Origin of the sequence: Parasphingorhabdus flavimaris, assembly GCF_013371215.1 — a bacterium.
GTDB classification, from domain to species: domain Bacteria; phylum Pseudomonadota; class Alphaproteobacteria; order Sphingomonadales; family Sphingomonadaceae; genus Parasphingorhabdus; species Parasphingorhabdus flavimaris.
The window spans coordinates 207,278-228,624 of sequence record NZ_JABWMH010000005.1 but is presented as its reverse complement, the minus strand read 5'-3'; the positions used below and the strand labels follow the sequence as shown (position 1 = coordinate 228,624).

The 21,347-nt window shown below is 56.9% G+C and carries 14 protein-coding genes; 9 read left to right on the top strand and 5 right to left on the bottom strand.

Annotated features, from left to right (window positions below):
* Positions 1 to 83: 83 nt before the first annotated feature.
* From aqpZ to HUO14_RS15725, 6 genes are all read left to right on the top strand, one after another.
* On the top strand, positions 84 to 806 hold the full coding sequence (gene aqpZ, locus HUO14_RS15750; RefSeq protein ID WP_176280787.1) for an aquaporin Z: 723 nt from the start codon (positions 84 to 86) through the stop codon (positions 804 to 806).
* 132 nt (positions 807 to 938) lie between these two features.
* Positions 939 to 1,991 (top strand): efflux RND transporter periplasmic adaptor subunit, encoded by a 1,053-nt coding sequence (locus tag HUO14_RS15745; protein WP_176280786.1) that lies wholly within the window; start codon positions 939 to 941, stop codon positions 1,989 to 1,991.
* 36 nt (positions 1,992 to 2,027) lie between these two features.
* Positions 2,028 to 5,105 (top strand): efflux RND transporter permease subunit, encoded by a 3,078-nt coding sequence (locus HUO14_RS15740; RefSeq protein WP_176280785.1) that lies wholly within the window; start codon positions 2,028 to 2,030, stop codon positions 5,103 to 5,105.
* 11 nt (positions 5,106 to 5,116) lie between these two features.
* Positions 5,117 to 5,650, top strand: a complete 534-nt coding sequence (gene msrA / locus HUO14_RS15735) for a peptide-methionine (S)-S-oxide reductase MsrA (protein ID WP_176280784.1) — start codon at positions 5,117 to 5,119, stop codon at positions 5,648 to 5,650.
* A 9-nt stretch (positions 5,651 to 5,659) separates the two neighbouring features.
* A complete protein-coding gene (locus HUO14_RS15730) occupies positions 5,660 to 6,526 on the top strand; it encodes a UTP--glucose-1-phosphate uridylyltransferase (protein WP_176280783.1) in 867 nt (288 codons plus the stop codon).
* 66 nt (positions 6,527 to 6,592) lie between these two features.
* Entirely contained in the window at positions 6,593 to 6,865 is a 273-nt protein-coding gene (locus HUO14_RS15725; protein WP_176280782.1) for a DUF6726 family protein, read from the top strand.
* A 1-nt stretch (position 6,866) separates the two neighbouring features.
* On the opposite strand, the gene HUO14_RS15720 is transcribed toward HUO14_RS15725, so the two are convergent.
* From HUO14_RS15720 to HUO14_RS15710, 3 genes are all read right to left on the bottom strand, one after another.
* Positions 6,867 to 7,892 carry a M48 family metallopeptidase gene (locus HUO14_RS15720; RefSeq protein ID WP_176280781.1) on the bottom strand — a complete coding sequence of 342 codons (1,026 nt, stop codon included), beginning with the start codon at positions 7,890 to 7,892 and terminating at the stop codon, positions 6,867 to 6,869.
* Positions 7,893 to 8,573, bottom strand: a complete 681-nt coding sequence (locus tag HUO14_RS15715; protein WP_176280780.1) for a LysE family translocator — start codon at positions 8,571 to 8,573, stop codon at positions 7,893 to 7,895.
* A gap of 231 nt (positions 8,574 to 8,804) precedes the next feature.
* Complete coding sequence (locus HUO14_RS15710) at positions 8,805 to 9,695, bottom strand: LysR family transcriptional regulator (protein WP_176280779.1); 891 nt, start codon at positions 9,693 to 9,695, stop codon at positions 8,805 to 8,807.
* A 125-nt stretch (positions 9,696 to 9,820) separates the two neighbouring features.
* Here HUO14_RS15710 and HUO14_RS15705 point away from each other — a divergent pair, with 125 nt between their 5' ends.
* The 3 genes from HUO14_RS15705 (at position 9,821) to HUO14_RS16200 (ending at position 12,247) form a co-directional block, all read left to right on the top strand.
* The gene (locus HUO14_RS15705; protein ID WP_176280778.1) at positions 9,821 to 10,537 is read left to right on the top strand and encodes a pirin family protein; all 717 of its coding nucleotides are present in this window, start codon (positions 9,821 to 9,823) and stop codon (positions 10,535 to 10,537) included.
* Between the two features lie 88 nt (positions 10,538 to 10,625).
* Positions 10,626 to 11,207, top strand: coding sequence for an FMN-dependent NADH-azoreductase (locus HUO14_RS15700; RefSeq protein ID WP_176280777.1), 582 nt, complete (start codon positions 10,626 to 10,628; stop codon positions 11,205 to 11,207).
* Between the two features lie 140 nt (positions 11,208 to 11,347).
* Positions 11,348 to 12,247 (top strand): mannan-binding lectin, encoded by a 900-nt coding sequence (locus tag HUO14_RS16200; protein ID WP_217908048.1) that lies wholly within the window; start codon positions 11,348 to 11,350, stop codon positions 12,245 to 12,247.
* Between the two features lie 94 nt (positions 12,248 to 12,341).
* Here the strand turns inward: HUO14_RS16200 and rpoC are convergent, their stop codons facing one another.
* A complete protein-coding gene (gene rpoC / locus HUO14_RS15690) occupies positions 12,342 to 16,745 on the bottom strand; it encodes a DNA-directed RNA polymerase subunit beta' (RefSeq protein ID WP_176280776.1) in 4,404 nt (1,467 codons plus the stop codon).
* 63 nt (positions 16,746 to 16,808) lie between these two features.
* Positions 16,809 to 21,203, bottom strand: a complete 4,395-nt coding sequence (gene rpoB, locus HUO14_RS15685; RefSeq protein ID WP_176280775.1) for a DNA-directed RNA polymerase subunit beta — start codon at positions 21,201 to 21,203, stop codon at positions 16,809 to 16,811.
* Positions 21,204 to 21,347: the final 144 nt, after the last annotated feature.

Below are 21,347 nucleotides of genomic sequence, written 5' to 3'. Positions count from 1 at the left end.
TTGGAGGTAATGTCCGTTTACTGTACAGTGAATATGGGTAGCACAGAAAATCTCCGTGCGAGACACGGAGCGGGAGGGATATTATGACAACTGTACAAAAATCATTAGCAGAATTTCTCGGGACATTTTGGCTTGTATTTGGCGGGTGTGGCAGTGCGGTAATATCCGCAGCTTTCCCCGAAGTCGGAATTGGGCTTCTAGGCGTTTCTCTGGCTTTTGGTCTTACGGTTGTCACAATGGCTTATGCCATTGGTCATATCAGCGGATGCCACCTCAACCCGGCCGTAACCGTCGGCCTGTGGGTGGGGGGACGTTTCCCGGCCAATGAAATCCCAGTCTATATTATAGCCCAGGTTTTCGGTGCGATTGCAGCCGCAGCGGCGCTTTACTGGATTGCATCAGGCAATCCGGAATTCGATCTTGCCGTGAACGGACTGGCCGCGAACGGATTCGGTGACAAATCACCTGGAGGCTATGCGATGGGAGCCGGGATCGCGATCGAGGTTTTGCTGACATTCTTCTTCCTGCTGATCATATTGGGTGCAACCGATGGTCGTGCTCCGGTCGGTTTCGCCCCGCTCGCGATCGGCCTGGGACTGACGCTGATTCATCTGATCAGCATTCCGGTGACCAACACTTCGGTCAACCCCGCAAGAAGTACCGGCCCTGCGCTGATCGAAGGCGGCATTGCATTGTCACAGCTCTGGGTTTTCTGGATTGCGCCGATCGGCGGTGCCATATTGGCTGGTATCGTATACAAGATCGTCGGCGGGTCGGGTCAAGATATTGTCGGCACGGAAGGCTGATACTGAATCTTTTATGGCACAATAACGGGGTCGGGTTTCACAATCCGGCCCTTTTTGGTTTCATTTCACAATTTTCTATTTGTCATGCCCGGATAGCCACCTAAGAAGACCATAGGGGTGGTGGTTCGCGATATGAGGCTTGGTAGAACGATAATATCGATTTCCGTCGGTCTGGTTTTGTTGTCGGGATGTGGCGTCAGTGAACCGGAGGCCAAGCCGCAATCCACCGATGCCATTCCGGTGGCCGTTTCCATTGTCCAGCCGGCCAGCGAAAATGAATTGATTGTCTCCGCGGGCACCGTTCGGCTGCGCCGCGAAACATCACTAGGTTTTACGACCGGCGGCCAAGTCGCTTCGGTCCGGTTCGAGGAAGGGGACAGGGTGAAGCGCGGCGCGGTTCTCGCCGCTCTCGACAATAGCAATGTTGCAGCGGACCTTGGCGCAGCGCGAGCGGAACGTGATCGCGCCGAATCCGAATTCGGTCGTATCGAGAAATTGTTCAAGGACGGCTGGGTAACCAAAGCCCGGCTTGAGCAATCGGAAGCGGCTCTGCGCGCCGCCCGGGCGAAGGTCCAGTCAACAGAATTTGCCAGCCGCACTGCGTCCATCATTGCGCCGGGAAATGGCATAATCCTCACCCGCAATATCGATGCAGGGCAGATTGTCGCCGCTGGCACCACCGCACTGGTGATCGGCGAAGTCGACAAGGGTTTTGTCCTGCGCGTTCCGATGACCGACGCTGATGCTGCTCGGGTTAACCCCGGCATGCGTGCCAAAGTTTTCGTTTCTGCTATTTCGGATCTGCCGATTGATGCGGTGGTAAGCGAAAAAGACGCGCGTGCTGACGAGCGTACCGGAACCTTCGAAGTCAGCTTCTTGCTGCCCGGCAACGACCGCCTGCGTTCGGGGCAATTGGGCAAGGTAGAAGTTGAGGTGTCGCGTAACTCTTCGGCAAGCCTGGCGATTCCCGCCAATGCGATATTCGGTATTCGGACCGGCGAAGGCCTGGTGTTCGTTGTCGATAGCAAGAACCGGGTGAGGCAGCGCAATGTCAGCATTGGCGAGCTGACCGACAGGAATCTCGAAATCCTGACAGGATTGAAGGAAGGCGACGTCATCGTGACGCGCGGCGTCGAGAAATTGCGGGACGGCGACTTGATCAAGCCTATTCGAGCCGCGGAATGACCGGCGCCTTGCATCACAGGGACTCACCCGCCTGATATGCTTGCCAAGTTCGTCATCTCGCGCTGGCAACTCAGCCTCGTACTTTTTACGCTCCTTGTGGTTCTGGGCATTAGCGCACTGGTGAATATTCCCAAGGCCGTCGACGCGCATTTTCCTATCCCGGCGGTCAACATCATTGCGATCCAGCCTGGAGCCGATGCCCAGGAGATGGAAGAGACGGTCGCCAAGCCGATTGAAGAGGTCGTTCAGGGGCTTGATGATATAGTCGAGGTCCAATCGACAAGCACCGATGGGGGGACGGTGATCAACGTCGAATTCAGCGAATGGTCGGGTGATGTTGACGGTTATTACGACGATGTCGTGCGAGCGGTATCCGCGATCCGCGACCAGCTTCCCGAAGATTTGCAGCGACTCGAATATCGCAAGATCCGGACCACCGAAGCCGCCGTCATGCAGGTGGCCTTGATCAGTGAAACCGCTTCGTGGCGACGGATGGAAAAATATGCTGATGACATGGTCGATGTCTTCACCCGCAATCCGGGCACGCGCGAAGCGCGGATATTCGGTCTTCCGCAACCGGAGGTCAGCGTTGCGGTCGATGCTGATCGCTTGTCCGAACTACGGGTTCCGGCCAGTGCGATTGCCGATGTGGTTCGCCAGGGCGGAGCTGACTTGCCCGGGGGCGCTGTGCAGAGCGGGGAACGGAGGCTGAACGTCGAAGCCGGTGGCGCCTTTCGGAATCTCGATGCCATCCGCGGATTGCCGCTGCGGGCTTCCGACGGGTCGCTTTTGACGGTTGGCGATGTCGCGACGGTCGACTGGGGGGCCGGGGAACAGATATACAGGACTCGCCACAATGGCCAGCGCGCGGTGTTTCTTACCGTGACCCAGAAGGATGGCGTCGATGTCACCCGCCTGAAGGAACAGCTGGATATCGAACTCGAACGGCAGCGGACTATTTTGCCGCCGGATATCAAGCTGGTTATGCAATTCGACCAGAGTCGTGATGTGAAGCGGCGGTTGAACGAACTGGCCCGCGACTTCACGATTGCGATTGCCTTGGTCATTTTCACGCTATTGCCACTGGGTTTTCGGTCTTCGGCAATCGTCATGATTTCGATCCCGCTCTCGCTCGCATCGGGCCTGCTGGTTCTTTACGCGATGGGATATAATCTCAGCCAGCTCTCGATTGCCGGTTTCATCGTTTCGCTGGGCTTGCTGGTTGACGATAGTATCGTGGTGACAGAGAATATCGCCAGGCATTTGCGAATGGGCAAGACCCGAACCCGAGCGGCGATCGAGGCCAGCCTGGAAATCCGTGCGGCGGTCATCGGCTCTACCGCCGTTCTGGTGCTGGCTTTTGTGCCACTGCTGTTTCTTCCCGGTGGCGCCGGTTCCTATACCCGGTCTTTCTTCATCGCCATTATCGCGACGGTGCTCGCCTCGTTGCTCATTTCCCTGTCGGTCATCCCGTTTCTCGCCAGTCGCCTTCTGCGACGGGACGAGGATCCGGAAGGCAATCCAGCGCTCCGCTGGGTGAATAACAAGATTCAGCGATTCTACCGTCCTTTTCTGCACATCGCTCTCGGGGCGCCGGTCAAGACGGTAGTGCTGGCCATGGCCTTGTGCCTGTCGGCCTTCGCGCTCGTCCCGGTCCTGGGATTTTCGCTTTTCCCGTTTGCCGACGCACCCTATTTCCGGGTCTCTGTCGAGGCAGAACAGGGTAGCAGCCTTGAGCGCACCGACAAGATCGTAGCTGAAGTCACAAAGGTGCTCGAAACCGAACCGAGCATAAAAGTGCGGGCGGAAAATATCGGGAACGGTAACCCCCAGGTTTTCTATAATGTTGGCCCGAGGGCAGAGCGGACCAACTATGGCGAAGTACTGGCAGTGATGGATGAATGGGACACAAGCGAAGGTCCCGAGATGATCAACAGGTTGCGGAAACAACTTGATCAGATTGCCGGAGCGCGGGTGAAGATTGAGCTTTTCCAGAACGGGACCCCGGTGGAAGCTCCGATTGTCATCCGGGTGGCAGGCCCAGAACTGGACAAGCTCAAGCAATTGTCCGGAAAGGTCGCGGATGTCCTGCGGGAGACACCGGGGGCGCGTGATATCGTCAATCCGGTGGATACCGACAAGATCGACCTGAATATTGGTCTCGATGAACAGAAAGCGGCGTTGCTCGATATTCCATCGGGCGGACCGCGACGGGCGATCCGGCTGGCGATCAGTGGAGAACGCGCAGCATCTTTCCGCGATCAGGAAGGGGATAATTATCCGGTGATCGTTCGCTATCCCTTTGTCGACAATCTTCCGATATCGGTGCTCGACAAGATCTATGTGGCGACCCGGTCGGGTGATCCTGTGCCATTGTCGCAGATAACCGACCCCAAGCTGACCAACGTGACGCCGCAAATCCAGCGCTACCAGCTGCAAAGAACGGTGCTGGTCACTGCCCAGGTCGATTTCGGTGAAGTGCCGTCGACGATCAATGACCGCGCGGTCGAGAAGCTGGAGCAGATCGATTTCCCCGAAGGATATGAGTGGTCGATCGGCGGCGAATCGGAAGCTATCGGCGAGACATTCGGCAATTTCGGTCCGCTGATCATCACGGCGATCATGCTGATTTTTGCGATTCTGGTCGCCGAATTTCGGCGGTTCCGCGAGACGATTGTGGTTGCAGGCGTCATTCCGCTTGGAACGTTCGGAGGCATTCTCGCCCTGTTCATCACCGGCAATTCGCTCAGCGTCATGGCCATCATCGGTTTTATTGCGCTGATCGGGATTGAAATCAAAAATTCGATACTGCTGGTCGATTTCACCACCCAGTTGCGCGAGCAGGGCATGGGCCTGCGGGCTGCCATCGAAAAGGCCGGAGAGGTCCGCTTCCTTCCCGTTCTGCTGACGTCGATCACCGCCATCGGTGGATTGACCCCGCTCGCCTTCTGGGGTGGTGCGCTATACGGTCCGCTGGCGGTTATCATCATCGGGGGCTTGATTAGCTCGACCCTCTTGTCTCGGGTGGTCACACCCGCCATGTATCTGTTGGTCGCCATGCGCGATGAAGAGAGTAAAGACAGTAATGGCAGGGGCGTCACCGCCACTGCGTAAAAGGAGTTTATATGGCACAGCAGGAAGCCATTTTGGCCGGCGGTTGCTTCTGGTGCACCGAAGCGGTGTTCAATGACATCGCCGGGGTGAATTCCGTCGAGAGCGGCTATATCGGAGGCGAGCAGCCCAATCCTACCTATCGCGAGGTTTGTTCGGGTACCACCGGTCACGCCGAAGCGATCAAGCTCGGATTTGACGATGCGCTGGTAAGCTATTCCGATCTGCTGGATATTTTCTTTGCGACCCATGATCCGACCCAGCTCAATCGGCAGGGCAATGACATTGGCACCCAGTATCGCTCGGCAATTTTTCCGCTGGACGATGAACAGCGCGCCGAGGCGGAAAACGCTATCAAACGCGCCGGAGAGGGGCGCTCCGAAACGATTGTGACGACAATTGAAGGGCCGGCACCATGGTATGTGGCGGAAGACTATCATCAGCAATATTGGGCGGACGAAGGACGCAGCAATCCTTATTGTGTCGCTACCATTCCTCCGAAATTGCAGAAATTGCGCACCAGTTTCGCCGATAAATTGAAGAACTAGGACAGACCTATGAAACCGATCAGAAAAGCCGTCTTTCCCGTTGCCGGCATGGGAACCCGCTTCCTGCCGGCGACCAAGGTCATGCCCAAAGAACTTTTTCCGATCGTCGACCGGCCGCTCCTCCAATATGCTGTCGATGAAGCACTCGAAGCTGGAATCGAGCAGATGATCTTCGTCAACGGCCGCGGCAAGGGCATGATCGAGGATCATTTCGACATGGCCTATGAACTGGAGCACACGATGGCCGATCGATCAAAAGACCGGTCGGTCCTCGAAGGAACCCGTCTCCGGCCGGGCGACTGTGTTTTCGTTCGGCAACAGGAACCGCTTGGCCTTGGCCACGCTATCTGGTGCGCCCGGGACATCATCGGCGACGAGCCGTTCGCGATTTTCCTGCCCGACGAGTTCATGGTCGGTTCGCCCGGCTGCATGAGTCAGATGGTCGGCGCTTACGAAAAGCTCGGTGGCAATATCGTCTGCGCGCTGGAAATTCCGTTCGAGGACACGCCGTCTTATGGTGTGATCGATCCCGGCAAACGCGACGGGCCGATAACCGAGGTCAAAGGTCTAGTGGAGAAGCCCCCTGCAGGCACCGCGCCATCCAATCTGATCCTGCCGGGCCGCTATATCCTGCAGCCCGAAGTGATGCGGATATTGGAAACCCAGGCCGCCGGGGCTGGCGGGGAAATCCAGTTGACCGACGCGATGGCGCAGATGATCGGCCAGCAGCCGTTTCACGGCATGACCTTTGACGGCAAACGTTATGATTGCGGGTCGAAACAGGGCTATGTCGAGGCCAATCTGGCGCTGGCGCTGGCTCATCCCGAAATCGGCAGCGATATCCGGACGATTGCCGAGAAGTTGCTGGCCGAGTGATACTCCGCCCGGCCATTCATCCGGACTTCAGCCTATCGACTGTAGGAAACATCTGAGGAGTTTTGCATGCGCCTATTTCCAATCCTGTCGGTCGCTCTGGTCCCCGTACTGTTATCCGGCTGCGTCGCGAGCAAGATCGTCACAGCGCCGTTCCGTGCGGCTGGTACGGTGGTCGAGACGGCCGTTGACGCGACCACCCAGACCCAGTCCGAGCGGGAAGAGGATCTGGGCCGCAAGGTGCTCGCCGAGCGGAAGAAACAGCGCGATCTTTGCCTGGACGAAGCACAAAACAAGCAAGAGCGCCGCAATTGCAAAGAAGCCTACGAGCGGGACGATTGAGTCAGTCTGCCTTGGTCAGCAGCGGTGGCGGAAATTTGCCATCAACGGGTTCAATCTTCGCCATTTTTGCCAATTCTTCTTCGAATAATTCCACCCGCTTTTTCCAGCGATAATGGGTCGAGGCAGAGAAAATCCCCTTGCCATGTTCCTTGCCATAACGGGTCCAGAAGCGGATTGCCGCTTGCGGGTCATAGCCCGCATTGGCCATCAGCCAGACCGATAGCCGGTCGGCCTCGATCTCGGCGGCCTTGATCCGGCTGGCGCTCTCCCCAAATTGTCCGAAAAATCCGCGATTGACCTGTTGGGCATCAAGCCGGTCTCGATGCTTCAGCAGATTATGGGCGAGTTCGTGGGCGACCACGGCGGCGAATTCATCGTCTGCCAGAAAATATTCGGCGAGGCGCGACGAGACGCTGACCAGCTTGCCGTCAGCGCTTGCACTCCTGTCGGCGCTGACCCGAATCTGGAACTGCCCTGGGCATGTCAGGGTCGCCGCGACCGGAATGGTCTGATTGATACCGCCTCGCGAAATCGTCAAATCGACATTGCCTTCGGCCAGCGCCCGTTCAATCGTCCGGTTGATCGCGGCGACTCTGCGATAGGGGGGAGGCTCTTTCGCCAGCTCGGGGCCGTCGACCGCGATGTCCTCGATGGCCATTGTATTGATGGCGAGCAGCGTATCGCCCGGCAGTAAATTGGCTCTGTCGGTCGGACTGTCTGGCGCCACTGCAGTAATCCCGACGGAACCGCTGAACCCGAGGGCGAAACTTGCTGTCTCCTGATCGGCATATTGGGCGACATCGTTCAGCAGGAGTCCGGTTCTGGCAGTTTTCTGCTCGCAATAGGGTGCATTGGCATCAACCAGCTTATACCCGATGCTGTTCATTCGCTGGTCAAGCAGCTGCAGGTTTTTCAGTGCCAGAATCGTGCCGGAATCGAACCCGTTGCCGGGTTCCTGCTGTGCGGAAAGCGGCGCGGCAAGAGTCAGGGCCAACAGACTGAACCATATTCTGATCATGATTTCCATCTAGCCCATCGCTCCTGTCGGCAAGTTGAACGCAGTCTCGACGGCTTCGTCAGAGAGATTCCACCACGCCAATATCAGCGCTGCACCGATTAGCACGATCGCGGCAATTTTCTGAAACAGGATTTGTGCCTGGTCGGCTTTGCCGAGATTTCGCGCTCTGGATGCCAGTGCGGCGTAGAAAGTGAGGCCGGATGTTTCCGTAAAAATGGTCAATATCGCCAATATCAGGAATTGCAGCATCAGATTTCCCGACGGGTCGATAAACGGCGGGATGATGGCGGTATAGAAGAGCAAGGCCTTGGGGTTGGACATGTGCACCGCCAAGCCGTTGAGAAATCCTCTTTTGAAGCTGGCGCTCCTGGCCGATTGTTTGGCAAGTCTGCTGGCTCCGCCCCTGAGCATCTGCAATCCCATCCATGCGAGATAGGCGACGCCGACCCAGCGGAGCGTTGCATAGGCGGCCGGAAGAGCCTGTATCAGGGCGATGAGCCCGAAAGCGGTCAGCGCATACCAGATAAAATTCCCGACATTAATACCGACAATCGGTCCAAGCGCGCCGCGCATCCCGCCCCTGGGTCCGAGCGGCAGAGCATGGCTGACGGTAACCATCGTGGCCGGCCCCGGAGTGAAGCAAAACATCAGGTCCGCTATCACGAACAGAAATATGGTCTCCAGCGGCATTAATATTCGGACCTGTTTTGCTGACGAACTTTACACAGTTTACAGTGTAGAGAAAAAACCTGTTCCGCGATTCTAGACGCAAACATGCTGCCCGACCATCCAGAATGTTCCTCGGTTGGCAGCATTTTCCCATCAGCCTTGATCCGAGCTTCGCTGGTCATGAGGACAAGATAGAGAATCGGGCTGATGTAGGACAGGGAAATGATGCAGCGACGCGCAACGCGCACCCGGCTAACGCAGATTGTCTTTCAGAAAGTCAACCAGCGCATCGACGCGTGCCGGCCGCAATCGGGAAGGGGGCATTACAATATTGAGCGCGATCTCTCCCATGTGCCAGTCCGGCAGAATATTGATCAGATCGCCTGCATCCAGCGCTTTCTGACACAGAAAATCAGGCAAATATCCGATGCCCCGTCCAGCGATGAGGGCAGGCAGCATGACATCACCGTTGTTGCTGCGGAATCTGGCCTTGGGCCGAACGTTCGTTATCTCGCCACTCTTGTCCGAGATGGACCAGACTTCGGGGCTGGGGGTGTTGGAATATATGAAGCAGTCGTGCTCGCCAAGATCAGTCGGCGTTTCGGGCTGGCCCTTGCGTTCGATATAGCTCGGGGCGGCAATGAAATAGCCGCTCATATTGCGCAGCTTGATCGCTCTCAGGCTGCTGTCGGGGAGGGCGCCAATGCGGATGGCGCAATCGAAACCTTCCTCGATCAGATCGACCCGCGCATCGTTCAGCTGGAGATCGACAGTGATCTCCGGATATGCGCACATGAAATCGGCGATCACCGGCGCCAGATGCGAAAGTCCATAGCTTAGGGGTGCAGCCAGGCTGACCCGGCCGTTGAGTAAATGGGTGGTGTCGCGCGCTGCTTCCATCGCGGCCTCGCCATCATAAGAGATTTGCTGGGCATGGGGGAGCAGCGAGCGCCCGGCGGTGGACAGGGATATTTTGCGGGAAGTGCGATGAAACAGGACCGTGCCTAGGCTTTGCTCGAGCCGGGTGATTGCTTTTGAAATGGTCGGCTTTGACAGATTCAGCTCTTTGGCCGCCGCGGTAAAACTGCCGCGTCGCGCTACCGCTGCAAATATCGCCCAGGCTTCGTAATCGGGTAGTGTCATGGCTTTGACATTAGGGAAGAACCGGAAACAATCAATTTCTATCTTGTCTATTTTGGATACAAACCTTCGCGCTTATCTGGAGATCAAGACGAGCGGGAAAGAGCCGCTCCAGCAGGAGAAAGACAATGATCGAGAAACGCACGTTCAAGGATCTGGCCCATGTTAACCACGAATGGCTACAGGCCCGCCATCATTTTTCCTTCGGCAAATATTGGGACCCCGCCCGCATGGGCTTTGGCCCGATCCGGGTGTGGAATGATGACGAGATCAAACCGAAAACCGGATTTCCGATGCACGGCCATCAGAACATGGAAATCATCACCTATGTCCGCGAAGGGGCGATTACCCATCGCGACAATATGGGCAATGAGGGCCGCACAGAGGCAGGCGATGTTCAGGTGATGAGCGCCGGCACCGGCGTGATGCACAGCGAATATAATCTGGAGGACGAGCAAACCCGGCTGTTCCAGATATGGATCGAACCGCGTGCGCCGGGCGGTGCACCGCGCTGGGACGCGAAAGCCTTCCCCAAGGGCGAACGGGCCGGACAGCTGGAAATACTCGCCAGCGGTTTTGACGAAGACATCAGCAAGGGTGCGTTGAAAATCGGGGCGGATGCGCGACTTTACGGCGCGACGCTCTCGACCGGGACCAGGGTCGAGCACCGGATTGCTGATGGCGCCCATGTCTATCTGGTCGGTTCCGCCGGTCAGGTGGAAGTCAATGGCGAGATTGTCAGCGCGCGGGATTCTCTGGCGATCAGGGATATATCGTCGCTGCAGATCGAAGCCATCGAAGATGCAGAATTCGTCTTCGTCGAAGCTTGGGAGCCGCAGAACTGACTCTCCCTGGTGAAGGGGCGCTCTCTCGTCCCCCTAGAGCGAGCGTCCCTTCCATCCCTATCACCAACCCTGACACTAGGAAAATATCATGACCAGCATAAAAAACATCCTCCGTATCGATGCAAGCGCCCGCAAGGCCGGATCATCGTCCCGTGCCTTGACGGATGCCCTTATCGAAAGACTCGATCCGGACAATATCGTCACCCGCGATCTTGCCGAGGCTTTGCCTTTTGTGACCGAAGACTGGGTTGGTGCGAACTTTACCGACGAAGCGGAACGGAACGACGGGCAAAAAGCGGAGCTCGCCGTCTCCGATACGCTGGTGGCGGAATTATTCGCAGCCGACATATTGGTAATCGGCACGCCGATCTATAATTTTGCTATTCCGGCAGCATTGAAGGCGTGGATCGATATGGTGGCCAGGGCGCGCAAAACGTTCCACTATACCGCCAATGGTCCGGAAGGACTGCTTACGGGCAAGAAAGCCTATATTCTGGTCGCATCGGGCGGTACGGAAATAGGCAGCGAGATTGACTTTGCTACCGGCTATCTGCGCCATGTGCTCGGGTTCATCGGCATTGATGACGTGACTATCGTGGCCGCTGACCAGCAGATGGTGAGGGGCGAAGAAGCTCTGACGCAAGCGCTCGATGAAGTTGCTGCCGTCTGATCGGCTTTCCATTGGCTCAGATCGAAAAACCCGCCGGCAAATTGCCGGCGGGTTTTTGTGTTTATAATAAAGAGACTTGTTGCCTACACCGGTTCTGTGCCAACCTTCCCCCGGGTCGCGCAAAAGAAAATGGGGAACACATGAAATTATTGAACAAAGCAGTGGCTATGAGTCTGACCGTGGCCTTGCTTGGAACGACATCTCTGGTCTTTTCAGAAGCAGCGCTGGCCCAGCGTCGGCAGCAGGGTGTAAACGGATATAATGTATGGGAAGTCCGGTTCAATGGTGGACTGTTTCGTGAAACCGGCCGTGGTCACTGGACCGAATATGGTGCTGATGGCCGTGTAAAATACACGTTCAGCGAGACCGGTCGCGATGACTGGTCGGTCTATCTCAATGATTCTTCGCGCAATGTGCAGTTGCAAATCGATATCCACCGCAACTGGATCAGACTTGGCGACAGGGGTGGGCCCAAGCGCGACTTCTACCCGATAACCAGTGCGTATCGCAACGAGGGCAGAATGCGTCCAGCGCCGCCAACGCGGAGCGTGGAGACCGATGGCCGCAATGTTCAGCAGGTCTTTTTCTCCGGTGGCAGTTTCAGAAAAACCGGTCCGGGACGCTGGACGGAATATAACGCGCAAGGCCGTGCGATGTTCAATTTTACCGAAACCGGACGCGATAAATGGTCGGTTTATCTGAACGACCGGTCACGTAATGTGCGGCTACAACTGGATCTTTATCGAAAATGGGTCGGCTATGCCGATAATGGCGGTGCGATGAGCGACCTGTACCAGATCCAGTCCGCATCGCGGCGGAGAGGCGCTTCGCCATCGCAGCGCCCAACGCCCCGGCCAGCACCCAGGCCCTCACCCCGGCCATCGGGCAATACCCGCGATGTGAACGCTGGTCCGATCTGGAGCCGAGAGGATGCGAAAACAAAATGCCCGGTCGTCGCTGCCTCGCAGGGCGGACAATGGACGGGGGAGTGGCGGACCACGGTGCAGGGCAAGATGTCGGTTTGCGAAATCCGCTTCTAAGCCGAAATCGCGCGGACTGATATTACAGAGTATAAAAAAGCCCCGCTGGATCATCTCCAGCGGGGCTTTTTTGATTGGTTCCAGACGGAGAAGCTTATGCTTCTTTGTCGTCGTCGGTCTGAGCGGCTTCGGTGTCGCTTTCCTCGATGCCTTCACCCATGGTTTTCGCCATGTGTGAATCGCCGGTTGCGGCTTCATCACCTTGCGCCAATTCGGCTTCATGCTGTTCTTCGGAACTATCCGCAGCAATCAGGGCTTCCTCGACCGGTGTCTCGCCGAACACGTCAGCAGCGGTTGGCTCTGCTTCGGCAGCCGGAGCGGCAGCCGCAGCACTAGCCACTTCTTCCGCTTTCAGATCTGCCGCAGCCTGGATCGCATCGAGCATTTTCTGCTGTTGCGCCCGCAAGGCTGCATCGCGGCTGGTTGCCGCGATACGCGCACGGTTCATGCCCGCTCCGGTACCAGCCGGGATCAAGCGACCAACGATCACGTTCTCCTTGAGACCGATCAGCTGATCCTTCTTGCCCTCGACCGCCGCCTGGGTCAGCACCCGGGTGGTTTCCTGGAACGACGCGGCAGAGATGAAGCTGCGCGTCTGCAGGCTGGCCTTGGTGATGCCGAGAAGAACGGGCTTACCTTCCGCAGGAACCTGCTTCTTGGTCAGCTTGGCGTTATATTCCAGCATTTCTTCGAGATCGAGCTGCTCGCCCGGAAGAAGCGTGGTGTCACCGCCATTGGTGATTTCAACTTTCTGCAGCATCTGACGAACGATCGTCTCGATATGCTTGTCGTTGATTTTCACGCCCTGCAGACGGTAGACTTCCTGAATTTCCGAAACGAGATATTCGGCCAGAGCTTCTACCCCGAGAACTTCAAGAATGTCATGCGGATCCGGAGAACCGGAGACCAGATTGTCGCCCTTCTTGACGAGATCGCCTTCCTGAACGTCGATGACCTTGGTCTTCGGCACCAGATATTCGATTGGCTCGCCTTCTTCCGGCACAATCGCAATCTTGCGCTTCGCCTTATAGTCGCGAACAAATTCGATCCGGCCATCGATTTTCGCGATGATCGAATTGTCCTTCGGAATACGCGCTTCGAACAGTTCGGCCACACGTGGCAGACCACCCGTGATGTCACGGGTCTTCGCAGCTTCGCGCGAAACACGTGCGAGCACGTCACCGGCGACAACCTTCTGGCCATCTTCGACCGAAAGCGTAGCGCCATTGGCCAGCAGATAGCGACCGGTCTCGCCGCTGTTCTCGTCGAGCAAAGTCATGCGCGGACGCAGGTCTTCCTTGTTCGCGCCGCGACCCGAAGCCCGGTATTCGGTGATCACACGCTGTGCGATACCGGTGGCTTCATCGGTCTGTTCGGTCATCGTCTTGCCTTCGATGACGTCCTGATATTTGATGACACCCGGTTTTTCGGTGATCATCGGCATGGTGAACGGATCCCATTCGGCGAGACGATCGCCGAGTTTCACCTTCGCGCCATCCTTGATCAGCACGCTGGTACCGTAAGGCACCTTGTCGGCAGAACGTTCGCGACCGTCATTGTCGATCACGGCGATGATACCGCTACGCGCAAGCGACAGGAAGCGGCCGTTCTTGTCTTCGATGACTGGCATGTCGCGATATTCGACCTTGCCTTCAGCAACCGATTCCAGATTGGACTGCTCGTTGAGCTGCGCCGCGCCGCCGATGTGGAAGGTCCGCATCGTCAGCTGCGTGCCTGGCTCACCGATCGACTGAGCCGCGATAACGCCAACCGCTTCACCGATATTCACTGGTGTACCGCGAGCAAGATCACGACCGTAGCAGGTACCGCATACGCCCATCTTGGATTCGCAAACCAGCGGCGAACGAATGCGCGCGGACTGGATGCCGAGCTCTTCGATCACGACGATCGCTGCTTCGTCCAGCAACGTGCCGGACTTGATCACGACGCTGTCGTCTTTGCTGTCGACAATATCTTCAGCCATGGTGCGGCCGAGGATACGTTCGCCAAGCGATGCGATGACCGAACCGCCCTGGACGATGGCTTTCATCTCCAGCGCATTTTCGGTGCCGCAATCATTTTCGACAATCGTACAATCCTGCGAAACGTCAACCAGACGACGCGTCAGATAACCCGAGTTAGCCGTTTTCAACGCCGTATCCGCGAGACCCTTACGGGCACCGTGGGTGGAGTTGAAATATTCGAGAACCGTCAGGCCTTCCTTAAAGTTCGAGATAATCGGTGTTTCAATAATCTCGCCCGAAGGTTTCGCCATCAGACCGCGCATACCGCCCAGCTGTTTCATCTGTGCTGGCGAACCACGCGCACCGGAGTGGCTCATCATGTAGATCGCGTTGATCTCGCGTTCGCGGCCATCCTCGTCGAGCGGGGTTGCCGCCAGCTCGTCCATCATTGCGTTCGCGACCGTGTCACCACAGCGGGACCAGGCGTCGATCACCTTGTTGTATTTTTCCTGCTGGGTGATCAGACCGTCTTGGTACTGCTGTTCATAGTCAGCAACCAGGGTGCGGGTCTCTTCAACCGTCTTGTCCTTCGAATCCGGAATGATCATGTCATCCTTGCCGAAGGAAATGCCGGCACGGCAAGCGTGACGGAAACCAAGACCCATGATCGCATCGGCGAACAGGACCGTGTCCTTCTGACCGGTGTGACGATAGACTTGGTCAATCACGTCACCGACCTCTTTCTTGGTCAGCAAGCGGTTGACGATGTCGAACGGCACCAGGTGCGATTTCGGCAGACATTCGGCGATAAGCAGACGGCCTGGCGTGGTTTCGAAACGCTTGAGAATGGGGTTGCCGTCCTCGTCGGTCTGCGGAACCCGGGTGGTGATCTTGGAGTGCAGGGTCACCGCGCCAATTTCCAGCGCCTGATGGACTTCGGCCATATCGGCGAGCAACATGCCTTCGCCCGGCTCGCCTTTGCGATCCATTGTCAGATAATAGATGCCGAGAACCATATCCTGCGAAGGAACGATGATCGGCTTACCATTTGCTGGCGAGAGGATGTTGTTGGTCGACATCATCAGCACGCGGGCTTCCAGCTGGGCCTCGAGGCTCAGGGGAACGTGGACAGCCATCTGGTCACCGTCAAAGTCGGCGTTGAAGGCGGAGCAGACCAGCGGGTGAAGCTGGATCGCCTTGCCTTCGATCAATACCGGTTCAAATGCCTGGATGCCGAGACGGTGAAGCGTCGGCGCGCGGTTCAGCATCACGGGATGCTCGCGGATAACGTCTTCGAGAATGTCCCAGACTTCCTTGCGCTCTTTTTCGACCCATTTCTTGGCCTGTTTGAGTGTCATCGAAAGGCCCTTGGCGTCAAGGCGCGCGTAGATGAATGGCTTGAACAGTTCCAGGGCCATTTTCTTCGGCAGACCGCACTGATGCAATTTCAGTTCGGGACCGGTCACGATAACCGAACGACCGGAATAATCGACGCGCTTTCCGAGCAGGTTCTGACGGAAACGGCCCTGCTTGCCCTTGAGCATGTCGGACAGCGATTTCAGCGGACGCTTGTTGGCACCGGTGATGGTCCGGCCACGACGGCCATTGTCAAACAATGCATCGACGGATTCCTGAAGCATACGCTTCTCGTTACGAACGATGATGTCCGGTGCGCGCAATTCCATCAGGCGCTTCAAACGGTTGTTCCGGTTGATCACGCGGCGATAGAGATCGTTGAGATCGGAGGTCGCGAAGCGGCCGCCATCCAGAGGCACCAGCGGGCGCAGCTCGGGTGGAATCACGGGAATGATTTCAAGGATCATCCATTCCGGCTTGTTGCCGGAATCGATGAAGCTTTCGACCACTTTCAGGCGCTTGATGATCTTCTTGGGTTTCAGGGTCGACTTGGTCGTCCGCAGATCTTCCATCAGATCGTCGCGTTCCTGCTTCAGGTCGAGGTCCTGCAGCATGATCTTGACCGCTTCTGCACCGATGCCGGCAGAGAAAGCGTCTTCGCCATATTCGTCCTGCGCTTCGAGCATTTCGTCTTCGGTCAGCAACTGGAATTTTTCCAGAGCCGTCAAGCCGGGCTCGATGACCACATAGCTTTCAAAATAGAGCACACGCTCGAGCTGCTTGAGCTGCATGTCGAGCAGAAGGCCGATGCGCGATGGCAACGATTTCAGGAACCAGATATGGGCAACCGGAGCGGCGAGGTCGATGTGACCCATGCGCTCGCGGCGGACCTTGGTTACCGTGACTTCGACACCGCATTTTTCGCAGACGATGCCCTTGTATTTCATGCGCTTGTACTTGCCGCACAGGCATTCGTAATCCTTTACCGGACCAAAGATGCGCGCGCAGAACAGACCGTCGCGTTCCGGCTTGAAGGTCCGGTAGTTGATGGTTTCCGGCTTCTTGATTTCACCGAAAGACCAGCTGCGAATCCGCTCTGGCGATGCAAGGCCGATCTGGATCTGGTCAAATGTTTCCGGTTTTGCGATCGGATTTGCAAAATTTGATACTTGATTCATGTCTTAATTCCTCTTGGGCTTTCGCCCCAAATTTGAAATGCTGCGTGGCGTGAAGTCAGGACTTCACTCCGCCGCTATCGCAATCCCGTCGTCGTCCCCGTCTTCATCTTCATCACCAAAGCTGGAGAGCTGGATGTTGAGGCCGAGCGACCGCATTTCCTTGACCAGAACGTTGAAGCTTTCCGGAACGCCGGCTTCGAACGTGTCGTCGCCCTTGACGATCGCTTCGTAAACCTTGGTCCGGCCGATCACGTCATCGGATTTGACCGTCAGCATTTCCTGGAGAGTGTAAGCCGCGCCATAAGCCTGCAGTGCCCAGACTTCCATTTCCCCGAAACGCTGTCCGCCGAACTGGGCTTTACCGCCGAGAGGCTGTTGCGTGACAAGACTGTAGGGCCCGATTGAACGCGCGTGGATCTTGTCGTCGACCAGATGGTGCAGCTTGAGCATGTAGATATAGCCCACGGTCACCTTGCGATCGAACTTGTCACCGGTACGGCCATCATAGAGATTGACCTGACCGCTGCGATCCAGACCTGCCAGTTCGAGCATGTCGGAAATGTCGCTTTCATGCGCACCATCAAATACCGGCGTTCCCATCGGGACACCGTGACGCAGATGGCCCACCATCTCGACGATATCAGCCGTATCGCGGCTATCGATATCTTCGTGATATTGTTCGCCGTAAATGACCTTGAGCCGTTCCTTGACCGCATCCGGTGGAGGCGCAGCCTGTGGATCGGGGTTGGCCAGTTTCCACTCTTCGAGCGCTTCGGTAACCTGTTGACCCAGTCCACGTGCGGCCCAGCCAAGATGGGTTTCGAAAATCTGCCCGACGTTCATTCGCGAAGGCACACCCAGCGGGTTGAGCACGATGTCAACCGGCGTACCGTCTTCGAGGAACGGCATGTCTTCCTGCGGAAGAATGCGCGAGATAACGCCCTTGTTTCCGTGACGGCCAGCCATTTTGTCGCCTGGTTGCAGCTTGCGCTTCACCGCGACAAAGACCTTGACCATTTTCAGGACGCCAGGTGCGAGTTCGTCACCGCGTTCCAGCTTCTCGCGACGATCTTCGAACCGTTCGTTGATCAGCTTGATTGCTTCGTCATATTGTTGACGGGTCGCTTCGAAATCGGCCTGAACCTGATCGTCCTTGACGGCAATCTTCCACCAGTCGACCTGCTCCAGTTCGGACAGGCTTTCTTCGGTGATCTCTGCACCCTTTTTCATCGGCTTCGGCGCGGAAGTCGCGGTCTGACCGACCAACATGTCCTTGAGCGCGTTGAACGTCGCACGGTTCAGAATGGCGCGTTCGTCATCCCTATCCTTGGTGAAGCGCGAGATTTCTTCGCGTTCAATCGCAAGGGCGCGTTCGTCCTTGTCGATGCCGTGGCGGTTGAACACCCGGACTTCGACAACCGTACCGGCAACACCGGGAGGCAGACGCAAGGAGGTGTCACGAACATCGGAAGCCTTTTCACCAAAGATCGCGCGGAGAAGTTTTTCTTCCGGCGTCATTGGGGATTCGCCCTTGGGGGTGATCTTGCCGACGAGAATATCGCCCGGTTCGATTTCCGCACCAATATAGACAATGCCGGCTTCGTCGAGGTTGCGCAGCGCTTCCTCGCCGACGTTCGGTATGTCGCGGGTGATGTCTTCAGGTCCGAGCTTGGTATCGCGGGCCATGACTTCAAATTCTTCGATATGGATCGAGGTGAAGACGTCGTCTTTCACGATCCGTTCGGAGATCAGGATACTATCCTCGTAGTTGTAGCCATTCCAGGGCATGAAGGCGACGAGGCTGTTCTTGCCCAGCGCCAGTTCACCCATGTCGGTGGATGGACCATCGGCAATCGTGTCGCCCTGCTGGACGATTTCGCCAACCTTCACCAGCGGACGCTGGTTGATGCAGGTGTTCTGGTTGGACCGCTGGAATTTCTGCAGCGTGTAGATGTCGACGCCGGATTTTCCGGCTTCGACAGCACCCGATGCGCGGATGACGATACGGGTGGCGTCCACCTGATCGACGATACCGGCGCGGCGGGCGGCGATTGCAGCGCCAGAGTCGCGGGCCACGGTTTCTTCCATGCCGGTGCCGACAAACGGTGCTTCGGCTTTCACCAGAGGCACGGCCTGACGTTGCATGTTCGATCCCATGAGGGCGCGGTTGGCGTCATCATTTTCCAGGAACGGAATGAGCGAGGCGGCAACCGACACCAGCTGTTTCGGACTGACGTCCATCAGCGTGATGATGTCGCGTGGCGCCATCAGGAATTCGCCAGCCTGACGCGAGGAAACGATTTCCTCGACGAAGCTGCCGTCTTCGGTCAGTTCGGCGTTGGCCTGTGCGACCGTGTGCTTCTGCTCTTCCATCGCGGAGAGATAGACAACATCGTCGGTGACCTTGTTGTCGACTACTTTCCGATATGGCGTTTCGATAAAGCCGTACTGGTTGACGCGGCTGAACGATGCCAGCGAGTTGATCAGACCGATGTTCGGGCCTTCAGGCGTTTCAATCGGGCAGATACGGCCATAATGGGTAGGGTGAACGTCGCGGACTTCAAAGCCAGCACGTTCGCGGGTCAGACCACCGGGGCCCAACGCTGACACGCGGCGTTTATGGGTGACTTCCGAAAGCGGGTTGGTCTGATCCATGAACTGCGACAGCTGCGAGGAGCCGAAGAATTCGCGAACGGTAGCAACCGCAGGCTTCGCATTGATCAGATCGTTCGGCATCACGGTGGATACATCGACGCTGCTCATGCGCTCCTTGACGGCGCGCTCCATGCGGAGAAGACCGACGCGATACTGGTTTTCGAGCAATTCGCCCACGGAACGGACACGGCGATTGCCGAGGTTGTCGATATCATCGACTTCGCCCTTGCCGTCCTTCAGGTCGACGAGGGTTTTGACAACCGCGAGAATGTCTTCCTTGCGCAGGATTGTATAGTCGGCCGGCGCATCGAGTTCGAGACGCATGTTGAGTTTGACGCGGCCAACAGCGGAAAGGTCATAGCGTTCCGGATCGAAGAAAAGGCCTTCGAACAGAGCTTCTGCGGTTTCGCGCGTTGGCGGTTCGCCGGGGCGCATGACGCGGTAGATGTCGGACAGGGCGCCGTCACGGTCTTCGGCCTTGTCGACCTTCAGCGTGTTGCGGATCCATGGGCCGGTGGTGACGTGGTCGATGTCGAGCAGTTCGAGCGCATCGATGCCGGCAGTGTCAATCTTCTCGAGATTTTCTGCGGTCACTTCGTCACCGGCTTCGATGTAGATTTCGCCGGTTTTCTCGTTGATCAGATCGAACGCGCTATAACGGCCGAAAATTTCTTCGGTCGGAATGACGATATTCTGCATGCCATCGGATTCGGCCTTTTTCGCGGCACGAGGGGTGATCTTGGTGGCTGCTTCAAAGACAACTTCGCCGCTCTGCGCGTCGACAATGTCAAAGGTCGGCTTGATGCCGCGCCATTGTTCGGCGACGAAAGGAATGGTCCAGCCGTCTTTGGCGCGCTTGTAGACAATGCGGCCGTAGAACAGGTTGAGGATGTCTTCTTCCGAATAGCCCTGCTTGACGATCTTGACGAGTTGCGCGCTCTTGGTGCGGCCTTCGTCTTCGATCTTGCCCTGTACGTCGATCGCACCCATTGGCTCACGGATGGTGATCAGGTTGCCGTCGACTTCGAGAATTTCGGCAGGCTGCTTCATGCCCGCGACGCGGACCATCTCGCCGGCCTTGAAATCGGGCTTCTTTTCTTTAACTTCGAGGATCGCGTCACCGAGCGAACGCAAAAGCGCGGTCACCGGCAGCTTGCGCTTGCGATCGATACGGACGTTGACGATGTCCTTGGCGTCAAATTCAAAGTCGAGCCAGCTGCCGCGGTAAGGAATGACGCGGGCGGCGAACAGGAATTTGCCGGACGAGTGGGTCTTGCCGCGGTCATGGTCAAACAATACGCCGGGCGAACGGTGCATCTGGCTGACAATGACGCGCTCTGTGCCGTTGATGACGAACGTGCCGTTCTTTGTCATCAGGGGCATGTCGCCCATATAAACGTCTTGCTCTTTGATATCGAGAACCGAGCGCGCTTCTGTTTCGGGATCGACTTCGAACACGATCAGTCGGAGGGTGACCTTCATCGGCGCGGCATAGGTGATACCCCGCTGGCGACATTCCTCGACATTATATTTCGGATCTTCGAGCTGATAGTTGACGAAGTCCATTTCGGCGGTGCCGGCAAAATCGCGGATCGGGAAAACGCTGCGCAGCGTCTTCTCGAGGCCGGAAACATATCCGATCGAGGGGTCCGAACGCAGAAACTGCTCATATGATTCGCGCTGAACCTCGATGAGATTCGGCATTTCGATGACTTCGTGAATGTCGCCGAAAATCTTGCGAATACGTTTCTTGCGGGTGGGGGTCGGAGCCGTCGTTTTGACCGAAGCTGCTTGGGTAGCCATATAGTTTTGCCTTCTCGCCATCGCCGGAAAACCGGCGGAAAATCAAAATGTGGAGACGCATCAAGACGACAAAAGCCGCATGTCCCCAAAGCATGGAAACTGCAGCTTTTTAGCGTCCTGAAAACCGTGCAAATTTCATTTCTT

Coding starts and splice junctions, on each gene's coding strand:
- HUO14_RS15745 (WP_176280786.1), top strand. CDS start 939: ATGAGGCTTGGTAGAACGATAATATCGATTTCCGTCGGTCTGGTTTTG.
- msrA (WP_176280784.1), top strand. CDS start 5,117: ATGGCACAGCAGGAAGCCATTTTGGCCGGCGGTTGCTTCTGGTGCACC.
- rpoC (WP_176280776.1), bottom strand. CDS start 16,745: ATGAATCAAGTATCAAATTTTGCAAATCCGATCGCAAAACCGGAAACA.
- HUO14_RS15725 (WP_176280782.1), top strand. CDS start 6,593: ATGCGCCTATTTCCAATCCTGTCGGTCGCTCTGGTCCCCGTACTGTTA.
- HUO14_RS16200 (WP_217908048.1), top strand. CDS start 11,348: ATGAAATTATTGAACAAAGCAGTGGCTATGAGTCTGACCGTGGCCTTG.
- HUO14_RS15710 (WP_176280779.1), bottom strand. CDS start 9,695: ATGACACTACCCGATTACGAAGCCTGGGCGATATTTGCAGCGGTAGCG.
- HUO14_RS15700 (WP_176280777.1), top strand. CDS start 10,626: ATGACCAGCATAAAAAACATCCTCCGTATCGATGCAAGCGCCCGCAAG.
- HUO14_RS15730 (WP_176280783.1), top strand. CDS start 5,660: ATGAAACCGATCAGAAAAGCCGTCTTTCCCGTTGCCGGCATGGGAACC.
- rpoB (WP_176280775.1), bottom strand. CDS start 21,203: ATGGCTACCCAAGCAGCTTCGGTCAAAACGACGGCTCCGACCCCCACC.
- HUO14_RS15705 (WP_176280778.1), top strand. CDS start 9,821: ATGATCGAGAAACGCACGTTCAAGGATCTGGCCCATGTTAACCACGAA.
- HUO14_RS15720 (WP_176280781.1), bottom strand. CDS start 7,892: ATGGAAATCATGATCAGAATATGGTTCAGTCTGTTGGCCCTGACTCTT.
- HUO14_RS15740 (WP_176280785.1), top strand. CDS start 2,028: ATGCTTGCCAAGTTCGTCATCTCGCGCTGGCAACTCAGCCTCGTACTT.
- aqpZ (WP_176280787.1), top strand. CDS start 84: ATGACAACTGTACAAAAATCATTAGCAGAATTTCTCGGGACATTTTGG.
- HUO14_RS15715 (WP_176280780.1), bottom strand. CDS start 8,573: ATGCCGCTGGAGACCATATTTCTGTTCGTGATAGCGGACCTGATGTTT.